The sequence below is a fragment of the Bordetella genomosp. 10 genome (assembly GCF_002261225.1).
In the GTDB taxonomy this organism is placed as follows: Bacteria; Pseudomonadota; Gammaproteobacteria; order Burkholderiales; family Burkholderiaceae_B; genus Bordetella_C.
The window spans coordinates 423039-447065 of sequence record NZ_NEVM01000001.1 but is presented as its reverse complement, the minus strand read 5'-3'; the positions used below and the strand labels follow the sequence as shown (position 1 = coordinate 447065).

Annotated in this window: 26 protein-coding genes; 15 read left to right on the top strand and 11 right to left on the bottom strand. The window is 65.1% G+C overall.

Annotation, left to right across the window (positions count from 1 at the left end; translation table 11 throughout):
* Positions 1-107: 107 nt before the first annotated feature.
* A complete protein-coding gene (locus CAL29_RS01985; RefSeq protein WP_094851327.1) occupies positions 108-479 on the bottom strand; it encodes a winged helix-turn-helix transcriptional regulator in 372 nt (123 codons plus the stop codon).
* Positions 480-598: 119 nt separating this feature from the next.
* On the opposite strand from CAL29_RS01985, the gene CAL29_RS01980 reads away from it, so the two are divergent.
* The 12 genes from CAL29_RS01980 to CAL29_RS01925 all read left to right on the top strand — a co-directional run bounded on the left by CAL29_RS01980 (position 599) and on the right by CAL29_RS01925 (position 13339).
* Positions 599-1612 (top strand): zinc-binding alcohol dehydrogenase family protein, encoded by a 1014-nt coding sequence (locus tag CAL29_RS01980; protein ID WP_094851326.1) that lies wholly within the window; start codon positions 599-601, stop codon positions 1610-1612.
* A gap of 131 nt (positions 1613-1743) precedes the next feature.
* Positions 1744-2676 carry a LysR family transcriptional regulator gene (locus CAL29_RS01975; RefSeq protein WP_094851325.1) on the top strand — a complete coding sequence of 311 codons (933 nt, stop codon included), beginning with the start codon at positions 1744-1746 and terminating at the stop codon, positions 2674-2676.
* A gap of 461 nt (positions 2677-3137) precedes the next feature.
* Entirely contained in the window at positions 3138-4340 is a 1203-nt protein-coding gene (locus CAL29_RS01970; protein WP_094851324.1) for a pyridoxal phosphate-dependent aminotransferase, read from the top strand.
* A 24-nt stretch (positions 4341-4364) separates the two neighbouring features.
* A complete protein-coding gene (gene pxpB, locus CAL29_RS01965) occupies positions 4365-5066 on the top strand; it encodes a 5-oxoprolinase subunit PxpB (RefSeq protein ID WP_094851323.1) in 702 nt (233 codons plus the stop codon).
* On the top strand, positions 5063-6079 hold the full coding sequence (locus CAL29_RS01960; protein WP_094851322.1) for a 5-oxoprolinase subunit C family protein: 1017 nt from the start codon (positions 5063-5065) through the stop codon (positions 6077-6079). Before pxpB ends, CAL29_RS01960 begins: the two co-directional genes overlap by 4 nt.
* A gap of 98 nt (positions 6080-6177) precedes the next feature.
* Positions 6178-6945, top strand: coding sequence for a LamB/YcsF family protein (locus CAL29_RS01955; protein ID WP_094851321.1), 768 nt, complete (start codon positions 6178-6180; stop codon positions 6943-6945).
* A gap of 9 nt (positions 6946-6954) precedes the next feature.
* Positions 6955-7878 carry an ABC transporter permease gene (locus CAL29_RS01950; RefSeq protein WP_094851320.1) on the top strand — a complete coding sequence of 308 codons (924 nt, stop codon included), beginning with the start codon at positions 6955-6957 and terminating at the stop codon, positions 7876-7878.
* A complete protein-coding gene (locus CAL29_RS01945) occupies positions 7875-8681 on the top strand; it encodes an ABC transporter permease (protein WP_094851319.1) in 807 nt (268 codons plus the stop codon). The genes CAL29_RS01950 and CAL29_RS01945 overlap by 4 nt, the downstream gene beginning before the upstream one ends.
* A gap of 85 nt (positions 8682-8766) precedes the next feature.
* On the top strand, positions 8767-9852 hold the full coding sequence (locus CAL29_RS01940) for an extracellular solute-binding protein (RefSeq protein ID WP_094851318.1): 1086 nt from the start codon (positions 8767-8769) through the stop codon (positions 9850-9852).
* Between the two features lie 2 nt (positions 9853-9854).
* Positions 9855-10970, top strand: coding sequence for an ABC transporter ATP-binding protein (locus tag CAL29_RS01935; RefSeq protein WP_094851317.1), 1116 nt, complete (start codon positions 9855-9857; stop codon positions 10968-10970).
* A gap of 96 nt (positions 10971-11066) precedes the next feature.
* On the top strand, positions 11067-12413 hold the full coding sequence (locus tag CAL29_RS01930; protein WP_179283875.1) for an MFS transporter: 1347 nt from the start codon (positions 11067-11069) through the stop codon (positions 12411-12413).
* Complete coding sequence (locus CAL29_RS01925; RefSeq protein ID WP_094851315.1) at positions 12410-13339, top strand: 2-hydroxyacid dehydrogenase; 930 nt, start codon at positions 12410-12412, stop codon at positions 13337-13339. Before CAL29_RS01930 ends, CAL29_RS01925 begins: the two co-directional genes overlap by 4 nt.
* Before the next feature lie 23 nt (positions 13340-13362).
* Here the strand turns inward: CAL29_RS01925 and CAL29_RS01920 are convergent, their stop codons facing one another.
* The 6 genes from CAL29_RS01920 to CAL29_RS01895 form a co-directional block, all read right to left on the bottom strand.
* Positions 13363-14286 (bottom strand): LysR family transcriptional regulator, encoded by a 924-nt coding sequence (locus CAL29_RS01920; RefSeq protein WP_094851314.1) that lies wholly within the window; start codon positions 14284-14286, stop codon positions 13363-13365.
* Positions 14287-14609: 323 nt separating this feature from the next.
* Positions 14610-15077, bottom strand: a complete 468-nt coding sequence (locus CAL29_RS01915) for a HipA domain-containing protein (protein WP_256977131.1) — start codon at positions 15075-15077, stop codon at positions 14610-14612.
* Entirely contained in the window at positions 15058-15474 is a 417-nt protein-coding gene (locus CAL29_RS01910) for a helix-turn-helix domain-containing protein (protein ID WP_094851313.1), read from the bottom strand. The genes CAL29_RS01915 and CAL29_RS01910 overlap by 20 nt, the downstream gene beginning before the upstream one ends.
* 105 nt (positions 15475-15579) lie before the next feature.
* Positions 15580-16557, bottom strand: a complete 978-nt coding sequence (locus CAL29_RS01905; protein ID WP_094851312.1) for a LysR substrate-binding domain-containing protein — start codon at positions 16555-16557, stop codon at positions 15580-15582.
* A 55-nt stretch (positions 16558-16612) separates the two neighbouring features.
* Positions 16613-17284, bottom strand: coding sequence for a DUF1028 domain-containing protein (locus CAL29_RS01900; protein ID WP_094851311.1), 672 nt, complete (start codon positions 17282-17284; stop codon positions 16613-16615).
* Between the two features lie 67 nt (positions 17285-17351).
* Positions 17352-17765 (bottom strand): RidA family protein, encoded by a 414-nt coding sequence (locus CAL29_RS01895; protein WP_094851310.1) that lies wholly within the window; start codon positions 17763-17765, stop codon positions 17352-17354.
* Between the two features lie 313 nt (positions 17766-18078).
* Here CAL29_RS01895 and CAL29_RS01890 point away from each other — a divergent pair, with 313 nt between their 5' ends.
* Genes CAL29_RS01890 through CAL29_RS01880 form a run of 3 tightly spaced genes read left to right on the top strand, consistent with a single transcriptional unit; the run spans position 18079 to position 20817 of the window.
* Positions 18079-19092, top strand: a complete 1014-nt coding sequence (locus CAL29_RS01890) for an ABC transporter substrate-binding protein (protein ID WP_256977129.1) — start codon at positions 18079-18081, stop codon at positions 19090-19092.
* Between the two features lie 47 nt (positions 19093-19139).
* The gene (locus tag CAL29_RS01885) at positions 19140-19994 is read left to right on the top strand and encodes an ABC transporter permease (protein ID WP_094851308.1); all 855 of its coding nucleotides are present in this window, start codon (positions 19140-19142) and stop codon (positions 19992-19994) included.
* 1 nt (position 19995) lies between these two features.
* Positions 19996-20817, top strand: a complete 822-nt coding sequence (locus CAL29_RS01880) for an ABC transporter permease (RefSeq protein ID WP_094851307.1) — start codon at positions 19996-19998, stop codon at positions 20815-20817.
* A gap of 66 nt (positions 20818-20883) precedes the next feature.
* On the opposite strand, the gene CAL29_RS01875 is transcribed toward CAL29_RS01880, so the two are convergent.
* From CAL29_RS01875 to CAL29_RS01860, 4 genes are read right to left on the bottom strand one after another with little or no spacing between them, the layout of a single operon-like run.
* Positions 20884-21840: a 2-hydroxyacid dehydrogenase gene (locus tag CAL29_RS01875; protein ID WP_094851306.1), complete on the bottom strand. Its 957-nt coding sequence runs from the start codon at positions 21838-21840 to the stop codon at positions 20884-20886.
* Between the two features lie 38 nt (positions 21841-21878).
* Positions 21879-22382 (bottom strand): type II 3-dehydroquinate dehydratase, encoded by a 504-nt coding sequence (locus tag CAL29_RS01870; protein WP_094851305.1) that lies wholly within the window; start codon positions 22380-22382, stop codon positions 21879-21881.
* 12 nt (positions 22383-22394) lie between these two features.
* Positions 22395-23009, bottom strand: a complete 615-nt coding sequence (locus CAL29_RS01865) for a glutathione S-transferase (RefSeq protein WP_218831828.1) — start codon at positions 23007-23009, stop codon at positions 22395-22397.
* 14 nt (positions 23010-23023) lie between these two features.
* The gene (locus CAL29_RS01860; RefSeq protein WP_256977127.1) at positions 23024-24022 is read right to left on the bottom strand and encodes an NAD(P)H-quinone oxidoreductase; all 999 of its coding nucleotides are present in this window, start codon (positions 24020-24022) and stop codon (positions 23024-23026) included.
* Between the last annotated feature and the right edge of the window lie 5 nt (positions 24023-24027).

The following is a 24027-nucleotide window of genomic DNA, read 5'->3' as shown; positions in this document are numbered from 1 at the left end:
GCCCGCGTCGGGGCGGTTTTCCACGATGACAGTTCGCACAGGGTTTCAGTCAGGCGAAACAAGGGAAACCCCGCGAACCAACGCGCTTTATCATCGCGCGGGGGGCGCTACGCCTTCGCCGCCATACCGCCCTTCCCGGCCTTGCTCTGTATATGGGCGTCTCCCCATGCTTTCAGCGCGTGTATGACGGGCGCCAGCGTCTGCCCATGGTTCGTCAGCCGGTACTCCACCTTGGGCGGCACCTCGGGATAGACCTTGCGGGCGATGAGTCCGTCGCCTTCCAGCTCCCGGAGCTGGTTGGTCAGCATGCGTTGCGTGATGTTGGGCAGCAGGCGGCGCAGCTCATTGAACCGCAGCACCCGTTCGGTGAGCAGGCGGTAGAGGATGACGCCTTTCCATTTGCCGCCGATCAGGTCGAGCGTGGCTTCGACCGAGCAGCCGACGGCGCAGGTAAACGTTTGATGAGGGACGCGGCCCATGACAGTACCTTTTTCGACACTATATGCAGAATATGTGCGTTCTTCCGCTATCCGCCAATATAGCCAAGAATGACGGGCATGGGTTTTCAAACATGGGTTTTCAAACAAAGGAGTCCGTCATGAAAGCTATAGGCTTCAATCAGCCGCTGCCTGCTTCCGACCCGCAGAGCCTGGTGGATCTGGACCTGCCCACGCCGGAATACGGCGAACAGGACCTGCTGGTCGAGGTGCAGGCCATCGCCGTCAACCCGGCCGATACGAAGGTGCGTGCCTCCGCGCGGCCGGCCGCCGGTTCCTGGCGCATCCTCGGATGGGACGCCGTGGGGCGTGTGCGCGCGGTGGGCGAGCGCGTCGCGGGCTTCAAGCCGGGCGACCAGGTGTTCTACGCGGGCGCGATCAACCGCCCCGGCTCCTATGCCGAATTGCAGGCGGTGGATGCGCGCATTGCCGCCCACGTTCCGCGCACGCTCGGTATTGAAGATGCCGCCGCGCTGCCGCTGACCACGCTCACCGCATGGGAGACGCTGTTCGACCGCCTGCGGGTGGAGCAAGCGGTCGCGGGCGCGGCCAATGCCATCGTGGTGATCGGCGGGGCGGGCGGCGTCGGCTCCATGACGATCCAACTGGCGCGGGCCTTGACCGGCCTGGCCGTCATCGCCACCGCCTCGCGGGCGGAGACGGTGGAGTGGGTGAAGAAGATAGGCGCCCATCACGTCATCGACCACCGGCAGCCCTTGGCCCCTCAGGTCGAGGCCCTGGGGCTGGGATCGCCGGCCTTCGTCTTCTCGACCACCCACACCGACCGTTATCTGCCCGACATCGCGCAACTGATCGCGCCGCAGGGGCGCATCGCCTTGATCGACGATCCGGCGTCGCTCGACATCGTTCCGCTGAAAAGCAAGAGCCTGTCGATCCACTGGGAATTCATGTTCACCCGGCCGTTGCTGGGCACGGCCGACATCGCCCGCCAGCAGGAAATCCTGCGCGAGGCCGCCCGGCTTGCCGATCAAGGAAAGATCGTGACCACCCGCACGCAGACATTGGGGACGATCAATGCGCAGAACCTGCGGGCGGCGCATGAGCTGCTGGAGAGCGGACGGGCTATCGGCAAGATCGTGCTGGCGGGTTGGTGAGTTCTGTAATGGACCGGTAGGCGCCGCTTCCACGGGCCAAATGGCATCGCCTGCCTGGTGAACACCGCCTGCCGGTTGAAACTTGTTCCGGCATTCGCTCACTCATACAAAATTCCTATCGAGGTGAGCCTGTGGCCAAAGTCAACGACCTTCGAGCCTTCCTGGCCGTCGCCCGCGAGCAGAGCTTTACCAAGGCCGCCGCGAAGCTGGGCCTCGCGCCATCCGACTTGAGCAACACCATGCGCGCGCTGGAAGGAAGGCTGGGCGTGCACCTGCTGGTTCGCACGCCCCGCAGCGTGACGCTCACTGCGACAGGAGCGCGGCTGATGCACGCCATCGCGCCGCTTTTCGATCGCATCGCCACGAACGAGGAAGCCGCGGAAGCGGCGCGCGACAAGCCCCGGGGCGTCATCCGCGTGACCTGCACGGACGAGCAGATCGAACTATGCATACGGCCCAAGCTGGCGAAGTTCCTGGAAGACTATCCGGAGATCACGCTGGAACTCTACGTGGACGAGGATGTGGACGATGGATGCGCCGACGCCGTCGAAGAGCCGTTCGACGCCGGCATACGCATGGGGGCATCCACCGGCAAGGGCATGATCGCCGTTCGCATCGGACCGGACTGGCGCCTGGCGGTAGTGGGATCGCCCGCGTACTTCGCGCGCCATTCAGTGCCGGAAACACCCGACGAGCTGATCCGGCATCGTTGCATCAACCTCCGGCCTCGGCCCGCCGATCCCATCCACGCATGGGAGTTCGAGAAGGACGGCAAGCCCTTCACCATCGAGACCGCAGGGCAGCTTGTTTTCAACCGCATCGCGCACGCCCTCGATGCGGCCGTGGACGGCTTTGGCCTGGCCTACGTGCCCGAGGAACTGGCAGCGCCTTACCTGGCCGACGGACGGCTGGAAGCGGCGCTCGCCGATTGGAGTCCTTATTTCCAGGGATTCCACCTGTGCTACCCGAAAGGTCGCCAACCCTCGCCGGCGTTTGCCGCGTTCGTGGAAGCGCTGAAGTATCCGGGTCCAGTTGGACCGGGGCTGGAGAATCTCTATATCTGAAGAATATCGCCATGACGCCATGCATTCCCCGAACGACAATAGCCAGCGCTCATGGACATTCCTTATTCTCAATCGATTCCATTCAGGAAAGTCGCGAAGCATCCGTGGGATGCTATTAATCGATAGATTTTCGGATTTACATTGCGTTTCATAAACCGATACCGTGCGTGCGCGCACCCGATTGGCCACGGATCGTTTATTTACTGCACGCCTCCGTACAGCCCCTCGCCGCCGTTTGGTGCATAAATTGGTGCACCGCTTCGACCACGCTCCAGATGCGTCAAAACAAGCACCAGGACGCGACATCATCCCCGCATGAACAGGCCGGCCGGCATCCTTTCCCCTGTTGTTCGATACCCATAGAATTTTGTCCAGCGGTACACGATTTCGGATTGATTGATCATGCGAAATCGGCGCCCGGCAAATGATCGACAACGCTCTCAGGGAACTGGATCATTGATATGAAGTACGCTTCGGATCGCTTGGCTTCAGTGGATGCCTCCGCCTCGGAACGCGCGTCCGCCAAGGCGCGCGCGTTGATCAACCAGGGCGTGGACATTATCAGCCTGGCATCGGGAGAACCCGACTTCGATACGCCCAGGCACATCGTGGATGCGGCCATCGCGGCGCTCAATGAAGGACAGACGCACTACACGGGTGTCGGCGGCACGCCGGAACTGAAAGACGCGATCATTACGAAGTTCAGCCGGGACAACGGGTTGACGTTCACCCGCAACGAGGTGATGGCCACGCCCGGCGCCAAGAGCGCCGTCTATATGGCGCTCCTGGCGACCCTGGATGCCGGCGACGAGGTCATCGTCCCCGCGCCGCATTGGGTGTCCTACACGGACATGACCACGCTCGCGGGCGGCGCCAGCGTGGTGGTCCCCTGCGGCTGGGAAACCCAATACAAACTCACGCCCGGCCTGCTGCGCAGCGCGATCACGCCGCGGACCCGCTGGCTGGTCATGAACTCGCCCAACAATCCCAGCGGCGCGGTGTATTCGGAAACCGAGCTCGAACAGTTGGCCGCGGTGCTGCGTGAGCACCCGCAGATCCTCGTCATGATGGATGAGATCTACGAGCACATCATTTTCGACGGCCGCACATTCCACAGCCTGGCCAAGGTGGCCCCCGACCTCGCGCCCAGGATACTGACGCTGAACGGCGTATCGAAGGGATATGCGATGACCGGCTGGCGCATCGGCTTCGTGGGCGGCCCTGCTCCGCTGATCGACGCCATGAAACTGGTCCAGTCGCAAAGCATCGGCAGTCTTTGCTCCTTCAGCCTGGCCGGCGCCATCGTCGCCCTGACGGGTCCGCAAGACTTCCTCCCTGAACGCGCGGAGGTTTTCAGAAGGCGGCGCGACCTGATGGTGGAACGCATCAACGCCATCCCCGGCCTCGACTGCCAAAGCCCCGAGGGAGCCTTCTACCTGTTCGTGGACTGCAAGGCGTTGCTTGGGAAAAAGACGCCCGGCGGCGCGCGGATCGAGACGGACAAGGACGTGGCCGACTTCCTGCTGGAGGACGCCCGCGTGGCCGTGGTCAACGGCGCGGCCTATGGACTGTCTCCGTACATCCGCCTTTCCATCGCGACCTCGGACGACAAGCTATCGGCGGCGGCCGACCGCATCGCGGCCGCCGTGCCGCGCTTGTCCTGAGACGGCGGCGATGGAGGTGGCCGCATGAACGAAGGCGTCATCAACCTGGCCGCGCCCCGCGCGACGCTGTGCGGCACCGGCGCCGTGCTGCTCGATGCGGAAGGCCCGCTGTCCCTGGACACCCAGCGCCGCATCTGGGCGCTGGCCGACGAGATGCGGGACCGGGAGGACGTCATCGACGTACAGCCCGGCATGAACAACCTGCTCGTCATGTACGACATCGCGTCCATGGACCTGGAACAGGCGCCGCAGGAGCTGCTCGCGCGCTGGAACGCCACGCCGGTCAAGCAGCGCGAGGGGCGGACGATGGAAGTCCCCGTGATCTACGGCGGCGAGCTGGGCATGGACATGCCGGATCTGGCCAGCTTCCACAAGATGACGCCCGAGGAAATCGCGCACTTGCATGCCGCGTCGGAATACGTGGTGTTCGCCCCGGGCACCGGTCCCGGCTTCGGATATCTGTTCGGCCTGCCTCCCCGCCTGTTCACGCCGCGCCGCAAGACGCCTGTCATGCGTCCGACCGGCGGCCTGGTTTCGATAGGCGGCGCCCAATCCAACCTGGGCGGCCCGCGCCAGGAAAACGGACCGGCAACCCATCCGACGGGATGGCATGCGATCGGCCATGCGCCCAATGTCCCCGTCCCCTTCGACCTGTCGCGGGAACCGCCCAACCTGCTCGACATGGGCGACCGCATCATCTTCCGCGTGGAAAGGGTCGAGGCATGATAGAGATCCTGAAGACACTGCCCCTGAACAGCGTCCAGGACCTGGGCCGTCCCGGCAAGCGCGGCCTGGGGATTGCCCGCGCCGGGGCGCTGGACACCCTGGCCATGATGGGCGCCAACGCGCTGCTCGGGAATGCCCCGCAGGAAGCGGTGCTTGAAATCCAGATGTTCCCGGTCTCCATGCGCTTCACCCAGCGCACGCTGATTGCGTTGACCGGCGCCGACAGCCGCGCCGAAATCAACGGCAAGCGGCTGCCGCCCTGGTGGGTGCGTGAGGTCCATCCCGGCGATGAGCTGCACATGCTGCCGCCGCTGCGGGGCGCGCGCTGCTATCTCGCCGTCCAAGGCGGAATCGACGTGCCCGAGGTGCTGGGTTCGCGCTCGACGGCCTTGCGCTACGGCTTCGGCGGACACCGCGGCCGCAGCCTGCAGAAGGGCGACGTCCTGCCTGTCGGCGCCGGCGCGGCGTCCTGCCGGTCGAGCGCGGGCTTCGGCGCCCGCGCGCCTGCGGACGTGCTGAAGTCGGACCCGGACGGCGCCGCGGTCGATACGCCGAACGACAAGGATATCTGCCTTCGCGTCATGCGCGCGGCCGAGTACGACCTGTTCGACGAGGCCTCCCAGGCCGCCTTCGAAAACGCCACCTGGACCGTCAGCACGCAAAGCGACCGCATGGGCTATCGCCTGTCAGGCCCCGCTCTCCAGCGCAAGGTGCACGGGGAAATGCGTTCCCACCCCATCGTGCCGGGCGTGGTCCAGGTGCCGCCCTCCGGCCAGCCTATCGTGCAACTGGCCGACGGGAATTCCGCGGGAGGCTATCCCAAGATCGGTTTCGTCATCGACGCCGACCTGTGGCGCATTGCCCAGGCGCGGCCCGGCGCCCGCCTGCGATTTCGCATGTGCGGCATTGCCGAGGCGCGGCGGGCCCAGGCCGAAGTCGAGGACTATCTCACCGGTCTGCGCGAGCAAGCCCGCTACGGCCGCGTCCCGGCAGGAAGCCAGCGCATGCGATGAAAGAAGCGCGGGGCCGCGCAAGTGGCCTGGCCGGCATCGGAACCCCACTGTCCAGTTTCTTCCCCGCCCCTCGGGGCTAACACGCAAAGGGTCAAACAATGAAGATCGACTTGAACTCCGACCTCGGAGAGGGTTACGGCCGTTGGAAAGGCGGAGACGACGAGGAGCTGATGAAAGTCATTTCCTCCGCCAACGTGGCGTGTGGCTTCCACGCCGGCGACGCCATCATCATGACCCGGACGGTCGAGATGGCCAAACAGAACGGCGTGGCCGTCGGCGCGCACGTCGGCTTGCCGGACCTGCTGGGCTTCGGCCGCGTCGCCATGGACATCAAGCCCGAGGACATGCAGAAGCATGCCCTGTATCAGTTGGGCGCGCTGTCCGCGATCGCCAAGGTCGGCGGGTACAAGGTCACGCACGCCAATTCCCACGGCGCGCTGGGCGCCATGTCCAAGGCCAACCATGCCTATGTCGAGCTGATGCTCGACGTGTTCAAGGCTTTCGATCCCGAACTGATGGTGGCCGGCTCGGTCAACACGTACGGCCTGTCATACGCCCGGAAGATAGGACTGCGCACGGTCGGCAAGATCTTCGCCGACCGCAACTACGACGACGATTGCCACCTGATCACCCGCAAGCATCCCAAGGCGCTGGTGACCGACCTGGAAGAAGTCCGCGCCCGCATCACGCAATTCCTCGACGACGGCAGCATCACGACCCTCTCTGGAAAGCGGATCAAGGTCGACGCCAAATGCGTGCTGGTGCACAGCGACACCCCGGGCGCCCTGACCATCGCCAGGACGGTCCGCGAGACCGTGGAGAAAGGCGGCGGCGAGATCGTCCCGTTCACCCAGTTCGCCGACTGAGGCCGCCTGATGACCGTCGTTACCGTGCCCTACGAAGCCACCAGGACGCCGCGGGTGAAACGCCCTGTCGTCGGCGGAGCACTGCTCCTTCCCGCGGTGGCCTTCCTGACCGCTTTCCTGGTCCTGCCATCGCTCGTGCTGCTGGCCTACAGCTTCATGACGCCGCAGACCGGCGGGGGCATGGGTTTTCCGCTGCACCTGTCCTCCTACATGCGCCTGCTCACCGAGCCCACCTACCAGCAAGTGATCCTCCGCACGCTGCGTATCGCGCTGATCACCTCGGTGGCGACCGCCGTCCTCGCCTACCCGCTGGCCATCGTCATCGCCCACGGAAACCCGAAGTTCAGCCGGCTGGTCATCGTCCTGGTGGTCATGCCCCTGCTGGTCAGCGTCCTGGTTCGCACCTATGGCTGGCAGATCCTGCTCGGAAACAACCGGACGGGCGCCATCAACTGGCTGCTCGCCGACATGGGGCTGAAATCGATCGTCATCAAGCTGCTGTACTCGGAAACGGCCGTCATCATCGCCTCCGTCCATGTCTTTCTTCCGTTGATGGTCCTTCCCATCGCCGGCTCGCTGGCCCGCATCGATCCGTCCATCACGCAGGCGGCGCGCATGCTGGGGGCATCGTCGTGGGGCGCCTTCCGCCTGATCACCTTCCCCCTCACCTTCCCCGGGCTGGCCGCCGGGCTGGGGATCGTTTTCTCCCTGACCGCCGCGTCGTACATCACCCCGGCCATGATCGGCGGCCGGACCGGCGCCATGCTGGGCAACCTGCTGGAACAGCAGATGACCACCGTCTACGACTGGTCCATGGGCGGCGCGATCGCCGTCGTCATGGTCCTGATCTCCGTCACGGTCAACCTGGCGATCAATCGTCTTGTGGACCGGCGGGTCAACGCCATGAACGCCGGAAACGGGAGGAACAAATGAATACCGAACAGCTTGCCGGTCCCGGCGGCCGCCTCGTCTACGGCGTCACCCTGCTGATCCTGGCGTTCATCGTCCTGCCGCTGGCCATCGTGGTCGCGCTGTCCGTGTCCGAGGCCAGCTTCGCCATCTTTCCGCCCAAGGGATTCACTTTCGCCTGGTTCCATTCCGTCCTGGGCAACGAGGAGTTCCGCCATGCCTTCCTGACGAGCGTCGTGCTGGCGCTCGCCTCGACGGTGTGCGCGATCCTGCTGGGCCTGCCCGCGGCGTTTTCCCTGGCGCGATGGAAGGTCCCGATGGCTTCGGCAATCGAATCGCTGCTGCTGTCGCCCATGATGCTGCCGGTGCTGATCACGGGCGTGGCGCTTCTGCAGTTCTTCTCGACGGCGCAGATGTACAACTCCGCGGTCAACCTCTTCATCGGGCACCTGATGATCACCCTGCCTTACATGGTGCGGACGGTCTCAGCCAGCCTGAAGCAGGTCAACGCGTCGCTCGAGGACGCCGCCGCCACGCTGGGCGCCAGCCCCATCCGGGTCTTCTTCCTGGTCACGCTGCCTCAGATCATGCCCGGGGTGGCCGCCGGGTCGCTGTTCGCGTTCATGATTTCCTTCGACGATTATCCGATTTCCATGTGGCTGTCGGATTCGGCGACCGTACCGCTGCCCATCTATCTGCATCAAAGCATGAGCAAGATCTTCGACCCGTCCATCTCCGCCATGTCCACGCTGATGATCGTCACGGGCGTCGTCGCCGTCATCGGCCTCGAACGCATCGTCGGACTGCGGAAGGCGATGGGCGTCTAGATCCGGCATCCATGTTCCCGGGCCGGGGCCCGGGAACACGACCAGCGCCCGAGGCCTGGAGCACACTTCAACAAGGGGAATATCGATGAAACAAGCCACCACCGCGGCCGCCGCGTCCAAAAGCCGCCGCAAACTCCTGCTGGCCGGCACGGCGCTGGCCCTCCCTGCCTTTGCGATCCGTAATGCCTGGGCGCAGAACAAGGTGCTGCGCATCAGCACGTACACGGGACCGCAGGCGGAATACGTCCGCAAGTACATCATCCCGGCGTTCGAGAAGAAGTATGGCTGCAAGGTCCTGCAGACCGAGAGCGCCACGCTGGCCAACATCGCCGTGATGCGCACCCAGCGCGACAATCCCCAATACTCGGTAATGATGATGGACGACCTGGGCATCCCCATCGCCAAGGACGAGAAACTCATCGCCCAGTTGCCCAAGGACAAGATCCCGAACCTGGCCAACGTCTTCCCGCGCTACGTCCTGAACGACGCCTACGGCACCGCGTTCTCCGTGTCGGCGATCGCGCCCTGGTACAACCCGACACTGGGCAGCCCCATCAACAGCTTCGCCGACCTGTGGTCCGACGAGCTCAAGGGCCAGTTCATGATGACCACGCCGAAGCTGTCCATGAGCGTCACCCTGCTGGTCGCCGCCGCCGCGCTGGCAACCGGCAAACCCATCGCGCAGGCCCAGTACGAGCTCGACGCCGGCTGGGCCAAGATGACCGCCCTGAAGCCCAATGTACAGACGATCTACGAAGTCGCGGGCACCGCCGTGCTGCAGATTTCGCAGGGCCAGGCCATCGCGGCGGGTCCGGATTTCTCCAAGTCGATCTACCCGTATATGGCCCAGGGCGCGCCTGTCAGGTTCAGCAACCCCACGGAGGGAGCATTTGCCGGCATCAACTGCCTGACGCTGGTGAACAACGCGCCCGAGCCCGACCTCGGCGCGGCCTTCATCGACATGAGCCTTTCCAATGAGTTCCAGAAGGGCATGGCGGAATACATCTACGCGGCCCCGGCGGTGAAGGGCATCGATCTGGTCGACAAGGTGGCGAAGCTGGTCCCCTATCCGGACGAGAAGATCAACACGCTGCACAACCTGGATTGGGCCTACATCAACCCGCGGCGCAGCGCGATCATAGACAAGTTCAACCAGGTTTTCGGGGCGTGAACATGCAAGAGACCACTTCCCAGGACCTGGCGCTCAACGGCCTGACCAAACACTACGGCAAGACCGTCGCCGTGGACGAGGTGACGCTGCGCATACAGGCCGGCGAGATGATCGCCTTCCTCGGCCCCAGCGGCTGCGGAAAAACGACCACGCTGCGCATGATCGCGGGCCTCATCGAACCGACGAACGGCGAAGTCCTCATCGGCGGCCACCGGCTGACCAACGTGCCGGTCCACCGGCGAAACATCGGCATGCTGTTCCAGAACTATGCCCTGTTTCCGCATATGACCATCGCCCAGAACGTGGCGTTCGGCTTGCGGATGCGCGGCATGAAGAGCGCCGAGGCGAAGGCCAGGGTGCAGAAGGCGCTGGAGATGGTGCAGTTGCAGGATTACGCGGACAGGTATCCCTCCGCGCTTTCGGGCGGACAGCAGCAGCGGGTGGCGCTGGCGCGCGCCTTCGTGATCGAACCCTCGCTGCTTCTGCTGGACGAGCCCCTGGGCGCCCTCGACAAGAATCTGCGCGAGGACATGCAAGTGGAGATCCGCCAGATCCAGAAGCGGCTGGGCACCACGGCGGTGCTCGTCACGCATGACCAGGAGGAAGCGATGACGATGGCCGATCGCATCGTCATCATGCGGAGCGGCAAGCTGGAGCAGGTCGGCACGCCCAGCGAGGTATACAGCAAGCCGGTCAGCCGCTTCGTCGCGGGTTTCGTCGGCGCGTCCAATCTTCTCGCGGCCAGGTTCATCGCGCATGAAGGAGATTTCGCCGTATTGGAGCTGGACGGAGGGCTGCGGATACGCGTGGACCGCAGCCCGGCGGTCAACCGCCAGTGCTTCATATCGCTGCGGCCGGAGATGATCACCGTCAACCCCGCGCCGGCCGCCAACACGGACCTGCCTGTCAATGCAATGGCGGCGCAGGTCGAACAGATCGTGTACAGAGGGCAGTCCACGCACTACCACATGCGGCTGCCCAACGGGACGCCCTTCCTGGCCAGCCGGCCGAACGACGTCCCCGGCGGCGATCGGCGCGCGATCCAGGTAGGAGACGCCGTCGTCGCGGCATGGCAGCAAGGCTGCGCGCATGTCATCGACGAGCGCCAGGCCGCTTGACCGGAACGGGTGCCCGAGCAGTCCTCTTTTTCACCTGGACAAGACAAGTTGATGTCGATCGCCAACGGGGTAGACGGGATCCCACCAAGGCGCCGCTTGCTGGCGATTCTTACGATGGCCATGGCCGTCACCATGACGGGCTTCGCGGCGAACATGGTGAGCGTCGCGCTGCCCAGGATGGCCGAGGTGCTGCATGCCACGCCGGCCGAGTCCATCTGGATCGTCAGCGCCTACCAGCTCACCCTCGCCGTCGGACTGCTGCCCCTGGCGTCGCTCGGGGAAATCTACGGATACCGGCTTGTGTACCTGGCCGGGCTGGCGATCTTCACGCTCAGTTCGGCGGCCCTGGCCTTCGTGGACACCCTCGTCTCGCTCAGCGTGCTGCGGGCCATCCAGGGCCTGGGCGCCGCCGGCATACTCGGCGTGAACATCGCCGTTATCCGCTTTACCTATCCCTACCGGCTGCTTGGCCGCGGCATCGCAATCAACGCCGTCGTGGCGGCGGTGTCCGCGACGGCGGGCCCCTCCATCGCTTCCTTGGTGCTCAGCTTCTCGCACTGGCACGCTCTCTTCGCGATCAATATTCCGTTCGGCATCGTTGCGATTGTCGTCGGGATGTATGCGATACCGCATACGGCCCGCCAGACGCGCAAGTACGATGCCACCGCGGCGGTGTGCAGCGTGTTGGTCATCGGCCTGTTCATCTCGGCCGCCAACGGCCTGGCCCACCGGGAGGACGCCCGCCTGGTGCTTCCCCAGCTCGCCTTGGGCAGCCTGGTGGCGGTATTCCACATGCGCCGCGAGCGCCTGAAGACGCATCCGCTATGGCCGGTCGATCTGCTGCGGCAGCCCGTGTTCAGGCTGTCGGTCCTGGTGTCGATGATGGCGTTCTGCGCCCAGATGCAGGCCTTCATCGTCATTCCCTTCATGCTGGCGCTGGCCGCGAAGTACGACGTCGGCCTGATCGGCCTGGTCATGACGCCATGGCCCGCGATGACGATCCTGGCGTCGATGTTCGTAGGACGGCTCGTGAACCGTTTTTCGCTGGCATCGGTCGGCTTCGTGGGCTTGTTTCTCCTGGCGGCCGGCCTGGCGGCGCTATGCCTCGTCGACAGCTCAAGCAGCCCCTACACGGTCGCGCTCCGCATGATGCTGTGCGGCGCGGGATTCGGGCTGTTCCAGTCTCCCAATAATCGCCTGCTGATTTCGTCGGCGCCGCCGCACCGGTCCGGAACGGCAAGCGGGACGCTGGGCACCGCGCGCCTGATCGGACAGTCCATGGGGGCCGTCGTCGCCACCCTGATGCTGGTAACGTTCCAGGGCGCGGCCGGCGCCTCGGCGTCGCTGCTGCTGGGATCGCTGACGGCGGTCCTGGCCTCGCTGGTCAGCATCTCGCGCCGGCAGAATAAATTCGATTCCAACCTGACCTCGCAAACGCCATGAAAGAACCCATCCTGTTCAAGACGCCCCTTCCCCATTTCCAGGAAGCATTGCGAGAGCACTATGAGGTCGCCGACCTGGACCTGGACGGACTGTCGGCCGACCATCGGCAGCGGGCCCGCGTCGTCGTCACGACGGGTTTCTACGGCGTCTCCCGGCGGGAGATCGAAGGACTGCCCAACCTCGGCCTGATTTCCTGCATCGGGACAGGATACGAGAACGTCGACCTGGAGGCCGCGCGCGAGCGCGGCATACTCGTATCGCACGGCGCGGGCGTCAACGCGGCTTGCGTGGCCGATCACACCATGGCGTTGATGCTGGCGCTGCTTCGTAACATTCCAGCGTTCGACGCCTCCGCCAAGGCAGGCCAGTGGCGCGGGACACTCGGGCCCCGGCCCATGCCTGGGGGCAAGACGCTGGGCATCGTAGGCCTGGGCCAGGTCGGCGCGTGCATCGCCCGGCGCGCCGCCGCCTTCGATATGGAGGTGCTGTATCACACGCGTACCCTGAAGTTCGGCGTCGATTGGAAATACGTGAAATCCGTGACCGAGTTGGCAAAGCGGTCCGATGTGCTGGTCATGGCGGCTCCCGGCGGGCAGGCCACTCACCATATGATCGACAAGGCCGTCCTGAAGGCCTTGGGCCCGTCGGGATTTCTCATCAACGTCGGACGGGGCGGAAATGTCGACACGGACGCGCTCATCCAGGCGCTGCGCGCCGGCACGATCGCCGGCGCCGCATTGGATGTCTATGAAGCCGAACCGGAGATCCCCGAAGCCCTGCGTACTTTGGACAATGTCATCCTTACGCCGCATGTGGCCGCTTATGCGCCGGAGGTCCAGGTACTCAGCAGCACGCTACTGCGCCAGAACATCGAGGCCTACCTGACTTCGGGCAGCCTCGTCACGCCAATCCCCGAAATGGGATAACACGCCCGGGGGGTTGGAGCCCCTCAAACGTTTTCAGGCAGCGCGTTCCTTGCGTCGATACGCGTTTCGGCCGCCTCCTTGTTCAGCGCGAAATGGGCGAAGACGCGATCCAGGATATGGCGTCGGTCATCCTTGCGCTTGATGAAGAAATAGGCGAGCCTCGGCGCCGCCACTTCGCAGTCCACGCTCACGAGAAGCCCTTGCTCCCGCCACACCTTCGTGTACGCTTGCGAGAGGCACGCGATCCCGGCGCCCGACAGCACCAGACCGACAACGGCCGTCAGGCTGCGCCCGATGAGCGTATGCTGCGCGTCATAGCCCACCTCCCCGCCAAGATTCGCCATCAGGCCTGAGATCCGGCTGTTTTCCGCCTTGACCACGACCACGTATCGAGTCAGGTCCTTGCGCGAAAGATAGCGGATATCGCCAAGCAGCCGGGGCGATGCGACCCAACTGAACTCAAGTGTCGCGGCAACGCTGACCTTGAGCTCCAGATCGGTAATAGGACCGGGCGTGACCGCGAAGTCCAGCTCCCCCTTGGACACCATGCGCTGAAGCTCATGGGGATCGCCCACGTGGGGCGCCCATCGGAGTTCAGGGTGTTCGCGTCCGAACGTCTGCAGGAATGCAGGGAACCACGCAAACGCCATCATCTCGCTGACACCTACGCGCAGGGTTCCCGTCAAAGGGACGTCCCCGCTGGGCAGTGTCATGGCCCGGTCCCTGAGTTCAAGCATATTGCTGGCGAGCGGCAGGAACCGTTCTCCCTCGCGGGTCAGCAAGGCGTGCTTGCCGCTACGGTCGAAGAGTTGCCGGCTCAAAGAGGACTCGAGTTCTTCGATGCGCTTGGAAACCGACGACTGCGTCATCTGCAAACGCTGGGCGGCCAGTGAAAAACTCCCAAGAACGGCCGACCAATAAAACGCTTCGAGCTGCTTCAATGTCACGATTTTTCCCCGATCATGCAGGGTGTCATGAGATTGCGCATCTCTCCCTGCGTATGCTTTTACCGGGGAGCATATACGCTCGCACAGCGAAGGAAAAGAAACTCGTAACTACGCGACCCTCGACATCCCCATCCGTAGGAGTCACGTCCCGCGCAAAAGCGCCCGTCCGGCAGGATCATCCCTACCCCGGTTTTTCCCATTCCAAATCGGAGAAATTCGGGGCAATTTCACGATATGGGAATAGGTCGTGGCTGCGCCGGCCGTCAACGGCTTCCGGAGCATTGCGTGTCATTGTTGGTTGATGAATCTGGACAGTACAGGCCCTATGCGAACGCCGGCTCGAAATCCACTAAATCAGTACCTCGCATGCCCAGTCCCTTGGCCACAGTCCGCCAACTTTCCACTGCGTGCGCCACCTCGGCCCAGATCGCGGCAGCTTCGCCTGCATCCAATCTGAAATAAGGCGCGCCTTCCATCAGGATGTCCCGGCTGTCAATCGGCCCGGAATCCTCCGTCAACCATGTCTTGCTCTCGCGACGATCGCCGGGCATCGGATTCAGGTCGAATGCGGGTGACAGACGCCATCCATCGTTGCGCGCGTCATACAGAAATCCGGTGTTCCGCAAATGGTCATCGGTATTGCAGATAAGAAAGTTGAAGACCAGGCGGCGCCACAACTGATGGATGTCTGCAATCGGGTTCGCGCCTTCCCGCAACCCCTGGAGCCCAGATGCACCTCGAGATCCTGGCGCTTGGAAGACTTGGTCGCCATCAGAAGCCCTCCAGTTCATCGGCCGGAGGATCAGCGGTGTCCTCCTTGTCCGTAGCGGAACGACGAGCCCGTGGCTTGCTGCCGCGGGTTGTCCGTACGCGTTGTGGCAATTGATCCCGTACCAACTCCATTCCGAGCGCGTCATTCTCCATCGCCATCACCTTCTCCACGGCCTCAAGTCGGCCGAGTACATGCAAGGCGCGGAGGAAGGTATGCAAGGCGGTGCCGGGATGGCCATCCTCCATGCGCCTGATGGTGCTCAGTGACGTGCCGATACGCAGCGCCAGGTCTTCCTGGCTCAATCGGCGCAGACGGCGCGCGGCCGAGATGTCCTGTCCAAGGCGGTGCAAGGCACGCTCGACAGGCCGCGGCAATGCGACCTGCGCGCCCGAATTTTTTCGCTCGGATAATGGCATGCTGAAATTGCTCAAATATGACGTATAACCATAATTATGCATTCAAATTTGCGCACATGCGTAAAGTGCCGGTCGACGCCGATCGTGCCCCCCTGCCGCCCGTCCTCAAACTTCGCCATCATGCGCCGGGCTGGACATGTAGGGGTCGAAGAAGCTCGCGGCGCTCATGCCGGGGATGTATTGGTCGGAAATGTAGGCGCGGCAGCGTTGCATGAATGCCTGCGCCAGGCGGGAAGGCTTCATGGGCTTGTACGTCGCCAGCCCGAGCAGCATGGGGCGGTGCTCCCCGGCCAGGCGCAGCCGCACCAGCCGCTTGCCGTCCAGGGACTGCGTGGACTTCGGGCGCACGTTGAACAGCGCGTAGCCCATGCCGTTGGCGACCATGGACCGCACCACGTCCTCGGAGCGCGAGCGGGCCACCACGTTGGGCTCCAGGCCGGCCTTGGCGTAGAGCGACATGAAGTACTCCCGGCTCATCGGAAGGTCCAGCAAGACCATGGGCTGACGGGCCAGCTCGTCGAGAGTGACGGCGATCTGCTGGGCCAGGGGATGCAATTCGCTGACCAGGACATGCGGCGGCAGATGGGCCAGGATCTCGAAACTGATCTCGTCGCCCAGTTGCAGGTCGTAGGTGATGGCGACGTCGATCTCGAGCGTGTGCAGCTTTCCGATCAGGTCCTGCTGGTCTCCTTCGACCACGTGCAGGTCGACTTTCTCGAACGCGCGCGAGAAGCCGTAGACGACTTCCGGCGCGATCATCGCCGCCAGCGACTGGAAGCAGCCCACGCGCAGCACCCCCTGTATCGTGTCGCTCGATACGGAGGCGATTTCATAAAGCCGCGAGGCGCGCTCGAGCAGGTCCTCACATTCCTGCATGACCTGCGCGCCCAGCACCGTCAGCGCCAGCCCCTTCGACGGATGCCGGACGAACAGTTGCACGCCCAGTTCGGTCTCGATGTGCGCGATGGCGGCCGAGATGGACGGCGGCGATATGTGGATCTGGGCGGAGGCGGCGGCGATACTGCCGTGCTTGGCAGTGGCCACGAAGTACTCCATCTGGCGCAGGGAAATGCGGTTGAGCATGGTCCGAGGAGAGAGAACGGGATCCCTGGAGTGTAGCCACCCGGGCGCCGCCGCATCAGAGATCGCCGGGAACCCCGAAACTCGGCGCCGCGCGCGGATCGCGCGCGCGGGTGATGTAGTCCTGCACCTGCGGCTCGTAGATTTTCCACGCGTCGTACAGCGCTTCGACCGGCGCCGCGTCCATCCAGTCCAGGCGCAGGTCGACGATGGGCCAATCCAGGTCGGCGTAAACCAGCAGTCCGGCGGAATGCACGGGCCCCTCCTCGCCGCCCGCCGCCTGGCCCGCGAGCAGCGCCTGCATCAAGCGTTCGGCCAGCGGACCCGGCGCGCGCTCGAAGGCGGACAGCATGGCCCGGGGCACGTCCAGGGACGCCAGCATATTGCCGGCGCAGGCCGCGTGCTCGCCCGCCTCGCCGGCGAGGGTGCCCAGGGCGCTGGCGCCCGTGTATATCGCCGGCGGATGCGTGGCGTCGATGGCCATCAGTTGCCGGTAGGCGATGAACGGGCGCTGCCGCAGGTCGTCCAGCGCCTGGGCGGGCGTCCGGCCGGCGGCCATCAGGTCCAGGGCCATCGGCCCCAGGGCCGGATCGGTGATGTTCTGGCTGACCGCCGCCCCCACGCCCGCCCGGGCGCGCACGCAGCGCGACGCGACCGCGGGGGACGAGGACGAAACGGCCGCGCCGAACTGGCCGGAGGCTGGGCAGCGGGCGATGATCGAGAAAGTCATGGCGAGATTCCTGGACCGGTGAGGGAGAGACGATAAGCGTGCCGCGGCAGATGCGCCGATCCGGGCGTCAATCCGGGATCACGGCGGTGGCGTCGATCTCGACCAGCCACTCCGGCCGGGCCAGTGCCGAGACGACGATGCCCGTGGAGACCGGGAACACGCCTTTGAGCCAGTGCCCCACCACGCGATACACCGCTTCGCGGTAGCGCGGGTCGATGATGTAGATGGTGATCTTGCAGATGTGCTCGAGTTCGCCGCCCGCTTCCTTCAGCAGCATGGCGATGTTCGACATGGCCTGCTCGGCCTGGCCCGCCGCGTCGCCGATGCACACGCTCTCGGAGGTATCCAGGTTCTGGCCGATCTGCCCGCGCAGGAATACGGTGCTGCCGCGCGCGACGACGGCCTGGCACAGGTCGTTGTCCAGGTTCTGTTCCGGATAGGTGGCCTTGGTATTGAAGGTGCGGATGCGGGTGTGTTTCATGGTCGCCGGGAGAGAGTGATTCGGGCGGTCCGCGCCGGAGAGTCGGGATAAACCCTGTACGCAGGCCCGGTACGGGGATCTGGTGTCCGGGTCCCATGGTCGACGGAACCCGGCGGCGACGCCTATTTGTATTTTCCGGTGGGCCGTCTCGGAAATTCCGACCGGGGAAGGCGGCGCATCAGGAAATGCGATCCCCGCATAAGGAAAAGGCGACTTGGTCCGACCCGGCAACGCTCCCATCATAGGCACCGCGGCCGGACGATATCGAACGCTTCAAAAACACCACGAGGGGTATGCCATGTTTCGAAAACTCATGTCAGCCGGCATTCTCGCCGGCGCGATGTTCGCCACGGCGGCCCACGCCGAGGACGCCCTGGTCATCAGCACCTGGGGCGGCAGCTTCCGGGATCTCATCGACGAGAACATCGGCAAGGAGTTCACGCGGCAGACGGGCGTGCCGGTGAAGTACGTCACCGGCGGCACCATAGACCGCCTGAACAAGGCCAAGCTGGCGGGCTCCAAGCCGGAAAGCGACATCACCTTCACGACGTCGCATATCGGCTGGCTCTACGTCAACGCCGGTTTGTACGAGACGCTCGACACGAGCAAGATCCCGAACTATGCGCACCTGGTCGACCGCGCCAGGATCAGCCCGTACCACATCGGCAGTTGGGCCTACGTGTACACCATAGGCTATCGCCCCGACCTCGTGCCCGCGGACATCAAGTTCACCAGTTGGAACGACCTGTGGAATCCGGCGCTCAAGGGCAAGCTTTCCGCGCCCGATTTCGATCCCAGCCACATCATCGACGTCGCCGCCCTGCTTTCCGGGGGCGACGCGGCCACGTGGGAAAAGGGCGAGGCCAAGCTCAAGGCGCTCAAGCCCAATTTCAAGGCCTACTACACCAACGACGCCAACAGCCAGCAGTTGATCGCCACCGGCGAGACGCCCGTGCAGGTCATGCTGTCCATGAACGCCTACTACATGATCGGGCAAGGAGTGCCGATCAAGGTCGTGATCCCCAAGGAAGGCGCCGTCCTGGGCGTGGACACCATGGGCATCATGAAAGGCAGCACCAAGGCCGACCTGGCGTACAAGTTCATGAACATCGCCCTGTCGCCCGAGGTCCAGGCCAAGATCGTGGCCTTCAAGAAGGCGAGCCCCGTGGTCGACAACGCCAAGGTATCGCCCGAGGATGCGGCGCTGCCCGGCGTCTTCACGACCAAGGCGCAATGGGATACCCAGGCCATCGTCATCGACGACAAGCTGCGCGCGGAAAAGACCGCGGAATGGCGCAAGTGGTTCACCGAAAACATGATGAACTGATCGCCCGCGCCACGGCGCGGTGATGGCGGAAGGAATACAGGTCGAGTATGGACGCCCGTTCCAGGCTGAGAGGATGGCTGGTATCGCCAGCGAGTTTCGTCGCGCTGTGCATCTGCGTCGCGCTGGCGACGGTTTTCCAGTTCAGCCTGCGGGCCTACGTCCCGGGGTCGATGGACGTAGGCGGCCTGACGCTGGCGAACTTCACGGGGCTGGACAAGCCGGTCTACCTGGAGGCCTTCGCCAACACCCTGCTCCTGAGCGTGGAAACGACCCTCTGCTCCCTGCTGGTGGCGTATCCGCTGGCCTACGCCCTGGTGCGTGTGCGCAACCGCTTCCTCAAGTCCTTCATCCTCATCGTGTCGATCACGCCGTTGTTCCTGGGCGAGATCGTGCGCACCTATTCGTGGATCATCGTGCTGGGCAGCAACGGTTTCCTCAACACGATGCTGCGCAAGATGGGGCTGATCGAACAGCCGCTGAACCTGATGTTCTCCCATGCGGGCGTGCTGGTGGCGCTGGTGCACGTGACCATACCGGTGGTGGTGCTCATGCTGGCCACGGCGATTTCGCACATCGACCGCGACTACGAGAAGGCGGCCCAGAGCCTGGGCGCAGGGCCGGTCCTCACCTTCGTCACCGTGACCCTGCCCTTGTCCATGCCCGGCATCCTGGCCAGCGTGACGACGTCCTTCGCCTGGACCTTCAGCGCCTTCGCGACGCCGCAGATGATCGGGGGCGGAAAGGTGCCCACCGTCTCGACGCTGGTCTACCAGTTGGGCTTTTCCTCGATGAATTTCCCGCTGGCCGCGAGCCTGAGCGTGGCGGGCCTGGCATTGACGGTGGTATCGCTGCTGGCGCTGGGCAGGATGACGCGCCGCCTCAAGGCCATCGGAGGCCACTGACATGAAGATACGGAATTCCGTCCCGCTGTGGCTGCGCATCGGCGCGCCGGCCCTGGTCTGCGTCATCCTCGCCTTCGTGCTCCTGCCGGTGGTCGTCGTATTCCTGGCTTCCTTCAACGACAAGGCGATCCTCACCTTCCCGCCGCAATCATGGTCCTGGCGCTGGTTCGCCCGGGTGTTCACCTACCAGGACTTCCAGGACGGATTCCGCGCCAGCGTGGTGATCACGGCCTGGGCATCCCTGCTGGCGCTGGTCGTCGGAACCGCGCTGGCGATCGCGGTCAAGCGCCTGGAGTTCCCGGGCAAGGCCGCCCTACAGGCCATCCTGCTTTCGCCGCTGGTCATCCCGCACTTCACGCTGGGCCTGGGCCTGTTGATCCTGGTGGCCCAGCTCGACCTGGAGCGCGGCTATGCGGTGGTGATCCTGTGCCACGTGATGCTGGTCCTGCCTTTCGTGCTGCGCAGCGTTTACGTCTCCATGGAGAACCTGGACGAGCGGCTGGAACATAGCGCGGCCAGCCTGGGCGCGTCCCCCTTGCGGGTGCTGTTCACGATCACGGTGCCGCTGCTGGCGCCGGGACTGTTCGGCGGATGGCTGTTCGCCGCCATCATGTCCTTCAGCGAATTCACGGCCTCGCTGTTCGTGACGACGCAGAGCACGCAGACGCTGCCCGTGGCCATGTACAACTACGTGCGCGAATTCGCCGATCCCACGCTGGCGGCGCTTTCCGTGGTGTACATCGTGGTGACGGGCGCGCTGCTGGCCTTCGCCAATTACTTCCTGGGGTTGGGGAAGATCCTCAACATCGAAGAAACGCGTTGATGACGAGCTTGGATCCGACACCTGCGCGCAACTCGGCGGGCCCTCCGGGCTCGGCGCTCCGGGCACTCAATAGCCCCGTGTGGGGTCGACTTGATTCTCGGGCGCATCCCCGCGGGACACGCGCAAAATGTTGTCGGCGATCTGTTTCGCCGCCGACGAGGGGATGGCGACGGAAGCGAGATGGGGCGTGATCAGTACGTTTTCCATCGCCCACAGCGGATCGCCGGCCGGCAACGGCTCGCGCTCGAAGACGTCCAACGTGGCCGCCCCGATATGGCCGCTGCGCAGCAGGTCCGTCATGGCCTCCTGGTCCACCAGCGCGCCGCGCGCGACGTTGACGAGGGCCGCGCCCTTCGGCAGGCGCAGCAGCCGCTCGCGGTCCAGCAACCCCCGGGTTTGCGGCGTGAGCGGCAACATCACGACCAGGATATCTGCCTGGGCCAGCACGGCGTCCAGGGTCTCCATGCCCGAATGGCAGTCGACGCCTTCTATCCGGCGCGGGCTGCGCGACCAGCCCAGCACGGTCAGGCCCTGGCGCTGCAGTTCATGCGCGGCGCGGGCGCCGAGCTCGCCCAATCCCAGCACGGCGACGCGTATCTCTTCGGGGGAGCGGGGATGGCGATAGGCCCATTCGCCCCGCCGCTGCGCCTGCTCGAAATAGGGAATGTCGCGCGCGTGGCGCAAGACCGCGAACAGGACATAAGTCGCCATCATGCGCGCCATCTGCGGGTCGGTGATGCGGGTGATCGGGACACCGGCGGGCAAGTCCGCGCGGCCGACGAGCGCGTCGACCCCGGCGCCCAGGTTGACGATCAGGCGCAGGTTGACCATGCGGTCGAAGAAGCCCGCCGGCGCCTTCCACGCCAGGGCGTAGTGGATGCCGGCGGGGTCGGCGACCTCGCTGGCGTGCAGGACACGCAATTGCGGCAGTTGCGCCCGCAGGGCATGCTTCCAGACCGTGTAGTCGTCGAATTCGCTGTAGAACACAAGCGCGCCGGAGATCCGTTCCGGTGCGTCCGCCATGGCATCTCCATTCGCCGCCGTCATCGTCCCGCCTCCCGTCACGCCGCGCGGCGGATCAGTCGCGCCATGGCCTCGATCGCCAGCTCATAGCCCTCCGCGCCCAAGCCCGCGATGACGCCGTCGGCGGCCTTGGAGATATAGGAATGGTGGCGGAAGGACTCGCGGCGCCAGATGTTGCTCATGTGGACTTCGATGATGCGGCCGGTATAGGACAGCAGCGCGTCGAGGATGGGCACCGAGGAGTAGGTCAGGCCCGCGGCGTTGATGAGGATGCCCTGCGACTGGCCCCGGGCTTCCTGGATCCAGTCGACCAGTTGGCCCTCGTGGTTGGACTGCACGAAGTGGAGCGTCATACCTTCGTCGGCGGCCTTCTTCTCGCAGCGCGCCCGCAATACGGGAAAGCTTTCGGAGCCATAGGTCTTGTTGCCGTCCAGGCCGTAGAGGTTGGCGTTGGGGCCGTTCAGGAACCAGACCGTGATGGCCTGGCCGGAAGGAGCGGCGGTGGTATCGGTCGTGTTGGCGGTCGTCGTGGAAGTGTTCATCGCGGGGCGGCCTTATTCGTGGGGCATCGTGGCTTGCATGGCGGGCAATGCGCCGAAAACGCCGAACCAGCGCGCGGCGCCGGGATGGGTGGCGCGCCAGTCGATGTCGGGGAAACGGAAATCCAGGTAGCCGAGCGCGCAGCCGATGGCGACGCCGCCGATGCATGGGCGGTTCGTGGCAAGCGCCGACGCCTGCGCCTCGATGTCGGCCAGGCATGCATCGACCTTGGTCAATTGCGCTTCGCGCCAGCCGGTCCATTGTTTTTCGGCCGGGCGCGCGGTGAGCTCGTAGCGGGCCAGCAGCGCGGCGTCGAGCAGGCCATCGCCCAGCGCCTGCCGCGTCAAGGCCTGCCAGCGGCGCGCGCCCCCGGAAGGAAACAGATGATCGTTGCCGCCGAGGCTGGCGAGGTATTCGCAGATCACCCGGCTGTCGTAGAGCGCCTGGCCATCCTCCAGTATCAGGGTAGGCACCTTGGCGAGCGGATTATGCGCCGCGATGCGCGCATCCCGGTGTATGGGATGCGCGGCGCTGGACAGCCATTCGATCCGGTCGGCGAGACCCGCCAGATGGGCGCAGACCATGACCTTGCGGACAAACGGCGAGGTGGGCGCGTAGAGAAGTTTCAGCATGAGGATTTGCGCTATAGAGGAAGCAGGACGATCTTGCCGAAGACTTCACCGCCTTCCAGCAATCGGTGCGCGCGAGCCGCCTGGGCCAGCGGCAGGGTCTCGCGGACGCGCGGGCGGATGCGGCCGTCAGCGACCAGCGGCAATACGTGCCGCGCAATGGCGGCGGCCATGCGCGCCTTCTCGGCGTCGGTCTGCGGCCGCATCGTGGACGAGTGCAGGCTGAGCTGCTTCTGCATCAGGGTCAGCAGATCGATGGTCACCGACGACCCTTGCAGGAAGGACAGGCTGACGTGGCGGCCGCCGAAGGCCAGCGTTTGCAGGTTGCGTCCGACGTAGTCGCCGCCGACCATATCGAGGACCACGTCCACGCCCTGCCCTCGCGTGTAGTCCAGGCAAGCCGCGACGAAATCGGTGTCGCGGTAGCAGATGGCCTCGGACGCGCCCATCTCGCGCAGGGCAGGCAGCCGGTCCGGACGGCCGGCGGTGGCGATGACCCGGGCGCCGGCCGCGCGCGCCATCTGGATGGCCAGCGTGCCGATGCCGCCCGCGCCGCCGTGGATCAGTACGGTTTCCCCCATGCGCAAGCCACCCAGCTCGAAGAGGTTGTGCCAGACCGTGAACAAGCCTTCCGGCAAGGCGCCGGCCGCGGCGTCCTCCAGCGTGTCGGGCACGGCAAAGGAATGGTCGGCGCGCGCCAGGCACCACGGCGCGTAGCCGCCCCCAGGCAGCAGGCTCATCAGCCGCTTGCCCAATAGCGCTTCCGGTACGCCGGGTCCGCAGGCGACGACGTCGCCGCAGGCCTCCAGCCCCAGCACGTCGGTCATCCCGGCGGCGGGCTTGGCGATGCCCTGCCGCTGCATGATGTCCGGGCGATTGACGCCGGCGGCGCGCACCCGCAACAGGACTTCGCCGGGCCCCGGCGCCGGGACGGGCCGCTCGGCGAGGGCCAGGACGTCCGCATCCCCCGGCTGGACGGCGATGACGGCTTGCATGGTCGAGGGAGGTGTCATGGACG

Bases quoted from the DNA above. Each gene is read 5' to 3' on its own strand.
- CAL29_RS01985 (WP_094851327.1), bottom strand. From the start codon at position 479: ATGGGCCGCGTCCCTCATCAAACGTTTACCTGCGCCGTCGGCTGCTCG.
- CAL29_RS01980 (WP_094851326.1), top strand. From the start codon at position 599: ATGAAAGCTATAGGCTTCAATCAGCCGCTGCCTGCTTCCGACCCGCAG.
- CAL29_RS01970 (WP_094851324.1), top strand. From the start codon at position 3,138: ATGAAGTACGCTTCGGATCGCTTGGCTTCAGTGGATGCCTCCGCCTCG.
- pxpB (WP_094851323.1), top strand. From the start codon at position 4,365: ATGAACGAAGGCGTCATCAACCTGGCCGCGCCCCGCGCGACGCTGTGC.
- CAL29_RS01960 (WP_094851322.1), top strand. From the start codon at position 5,063: ATGATAGAGATCCTGAAGACACTGCCCCTGAACAGCGTCCAGGACCTG.
- CAL29_RS01955 (WP_094851321.1), top strand. From the start codon at position 6,178: ATGAAGATCGACTTGAACTCCGACCTCGGAGAGGGTTACGGCCGTTGG.
- CAL29_RS01950 (WP_094851320.1), top strand. From the start codon at position 6,955: ATGACCGTCGTTACCGTGCCCTACGAAGCCACCAGGACGCCGCGGGTG.
- CAL29_RS01945 (WP_094851319.1), top strand. From the start codon at position 7,875: ATGAATACCGAACAGCTTGCCGGTCCCGGCGGCCGCCTCGTCTACGGC.
- CAL29_RS01940 (WP_094851318.1), top strand. From the start codon at position 8,767: ATGAAACAAGCCACCACCGCGGCCGCCGCGTCCAAAAGCCGCCGCAAA.
- CAL29_RS01935 (WP_094851317.1), top strand. From the start codon at position 9,855: ATGCAAGAGACCACTTCCCAGGACCTGGCGCTCAACGGCCTGACCAAA.
- CAL29_RS01925 (WP_094851315.1), top strand. From the start codon at position 12,410: ATGAAAGAACCCATCCTGTTCAAGACGCCCCTTCCCCATTTCCAGGAA.
- CAL29_RS01915 (WP_256977131.1), bottom strand. From the start codon at position 15,077: ATGAACTGGAGGGCTTCTGATGGCGACCAAGTCTTCCAAGCGCCAGGA.
- CAL29_RS01910 (WP_094851313.1), bottom strand. From the start codon at position 15,474: ATGCCATTATCCGAGCGAAAAAATTCGGGCGCGCAGGTCGCATTGCCG.
- CAL29_RS01905 (WP_094851312.1), bottom strand. From the start codon at position 16,557: ATGCTCAACCGCATTTCCCTGCGCCAGATGGAGTACTTCGTGGCCACT.
- CAL29_RS01900 (WP_094851311.1), bottom strand. From the start codon at position 17,284: ATGACTTTCTCGATCATCGCCCGCTGCCCAGCCTCCGGCCAGTTCGGC.
- CAL29_RS01895 (WP_094851310.1), bottom strand. From the start codon at position 17,765: ATGAAACACACCCGCATCCGCACCTTCAATACCAAGGCCACCTATCCG.
- CAL29_RS01890 (WP_256977129.1), top strand. From the start codon at position 18,079: ATGTCAGCCGGCATTCTCGCCGGCGCGATGTTCGCCACGGCGGCCCAC.
- CAL29_RS01885 (WP_094851308.1), top strand. From the start codon at position 19,140: ATGGACGCCCGTTCCAGGCTGAGAGGATGGCTGGTATCGCCAGCGAGT.
- CAL29_RS01880 (WP_094851307.1), top strand. From the start codon at position 19,996: ATGAAGATACGGAATTCCGTCCCGCTGTGGCTGCGCATCGGCGCGCCG.
- CAL29_RS01875 (WP_094851306.1), bottom strand. From the start codon at position 21,840: ATGGCGGACGCACCGGAACGGATCTCCGGCGCGCTTGTGTTCTACAGC.
- CAL29_RS01870 (WP_094851305.1), bottom strand. From the start codon at position 22,382: ATGAACACTTCCACGACGACCGCCAACACGACCGATACCACCGCCGCT.
- CAL29_RS01860 (WP_256977127.1), bottom strand. From the start codon at position 24,022: ATGACACCTCCCTCGACCATGCAAGCCGTCATCGCCGTCCAGCCGGGG.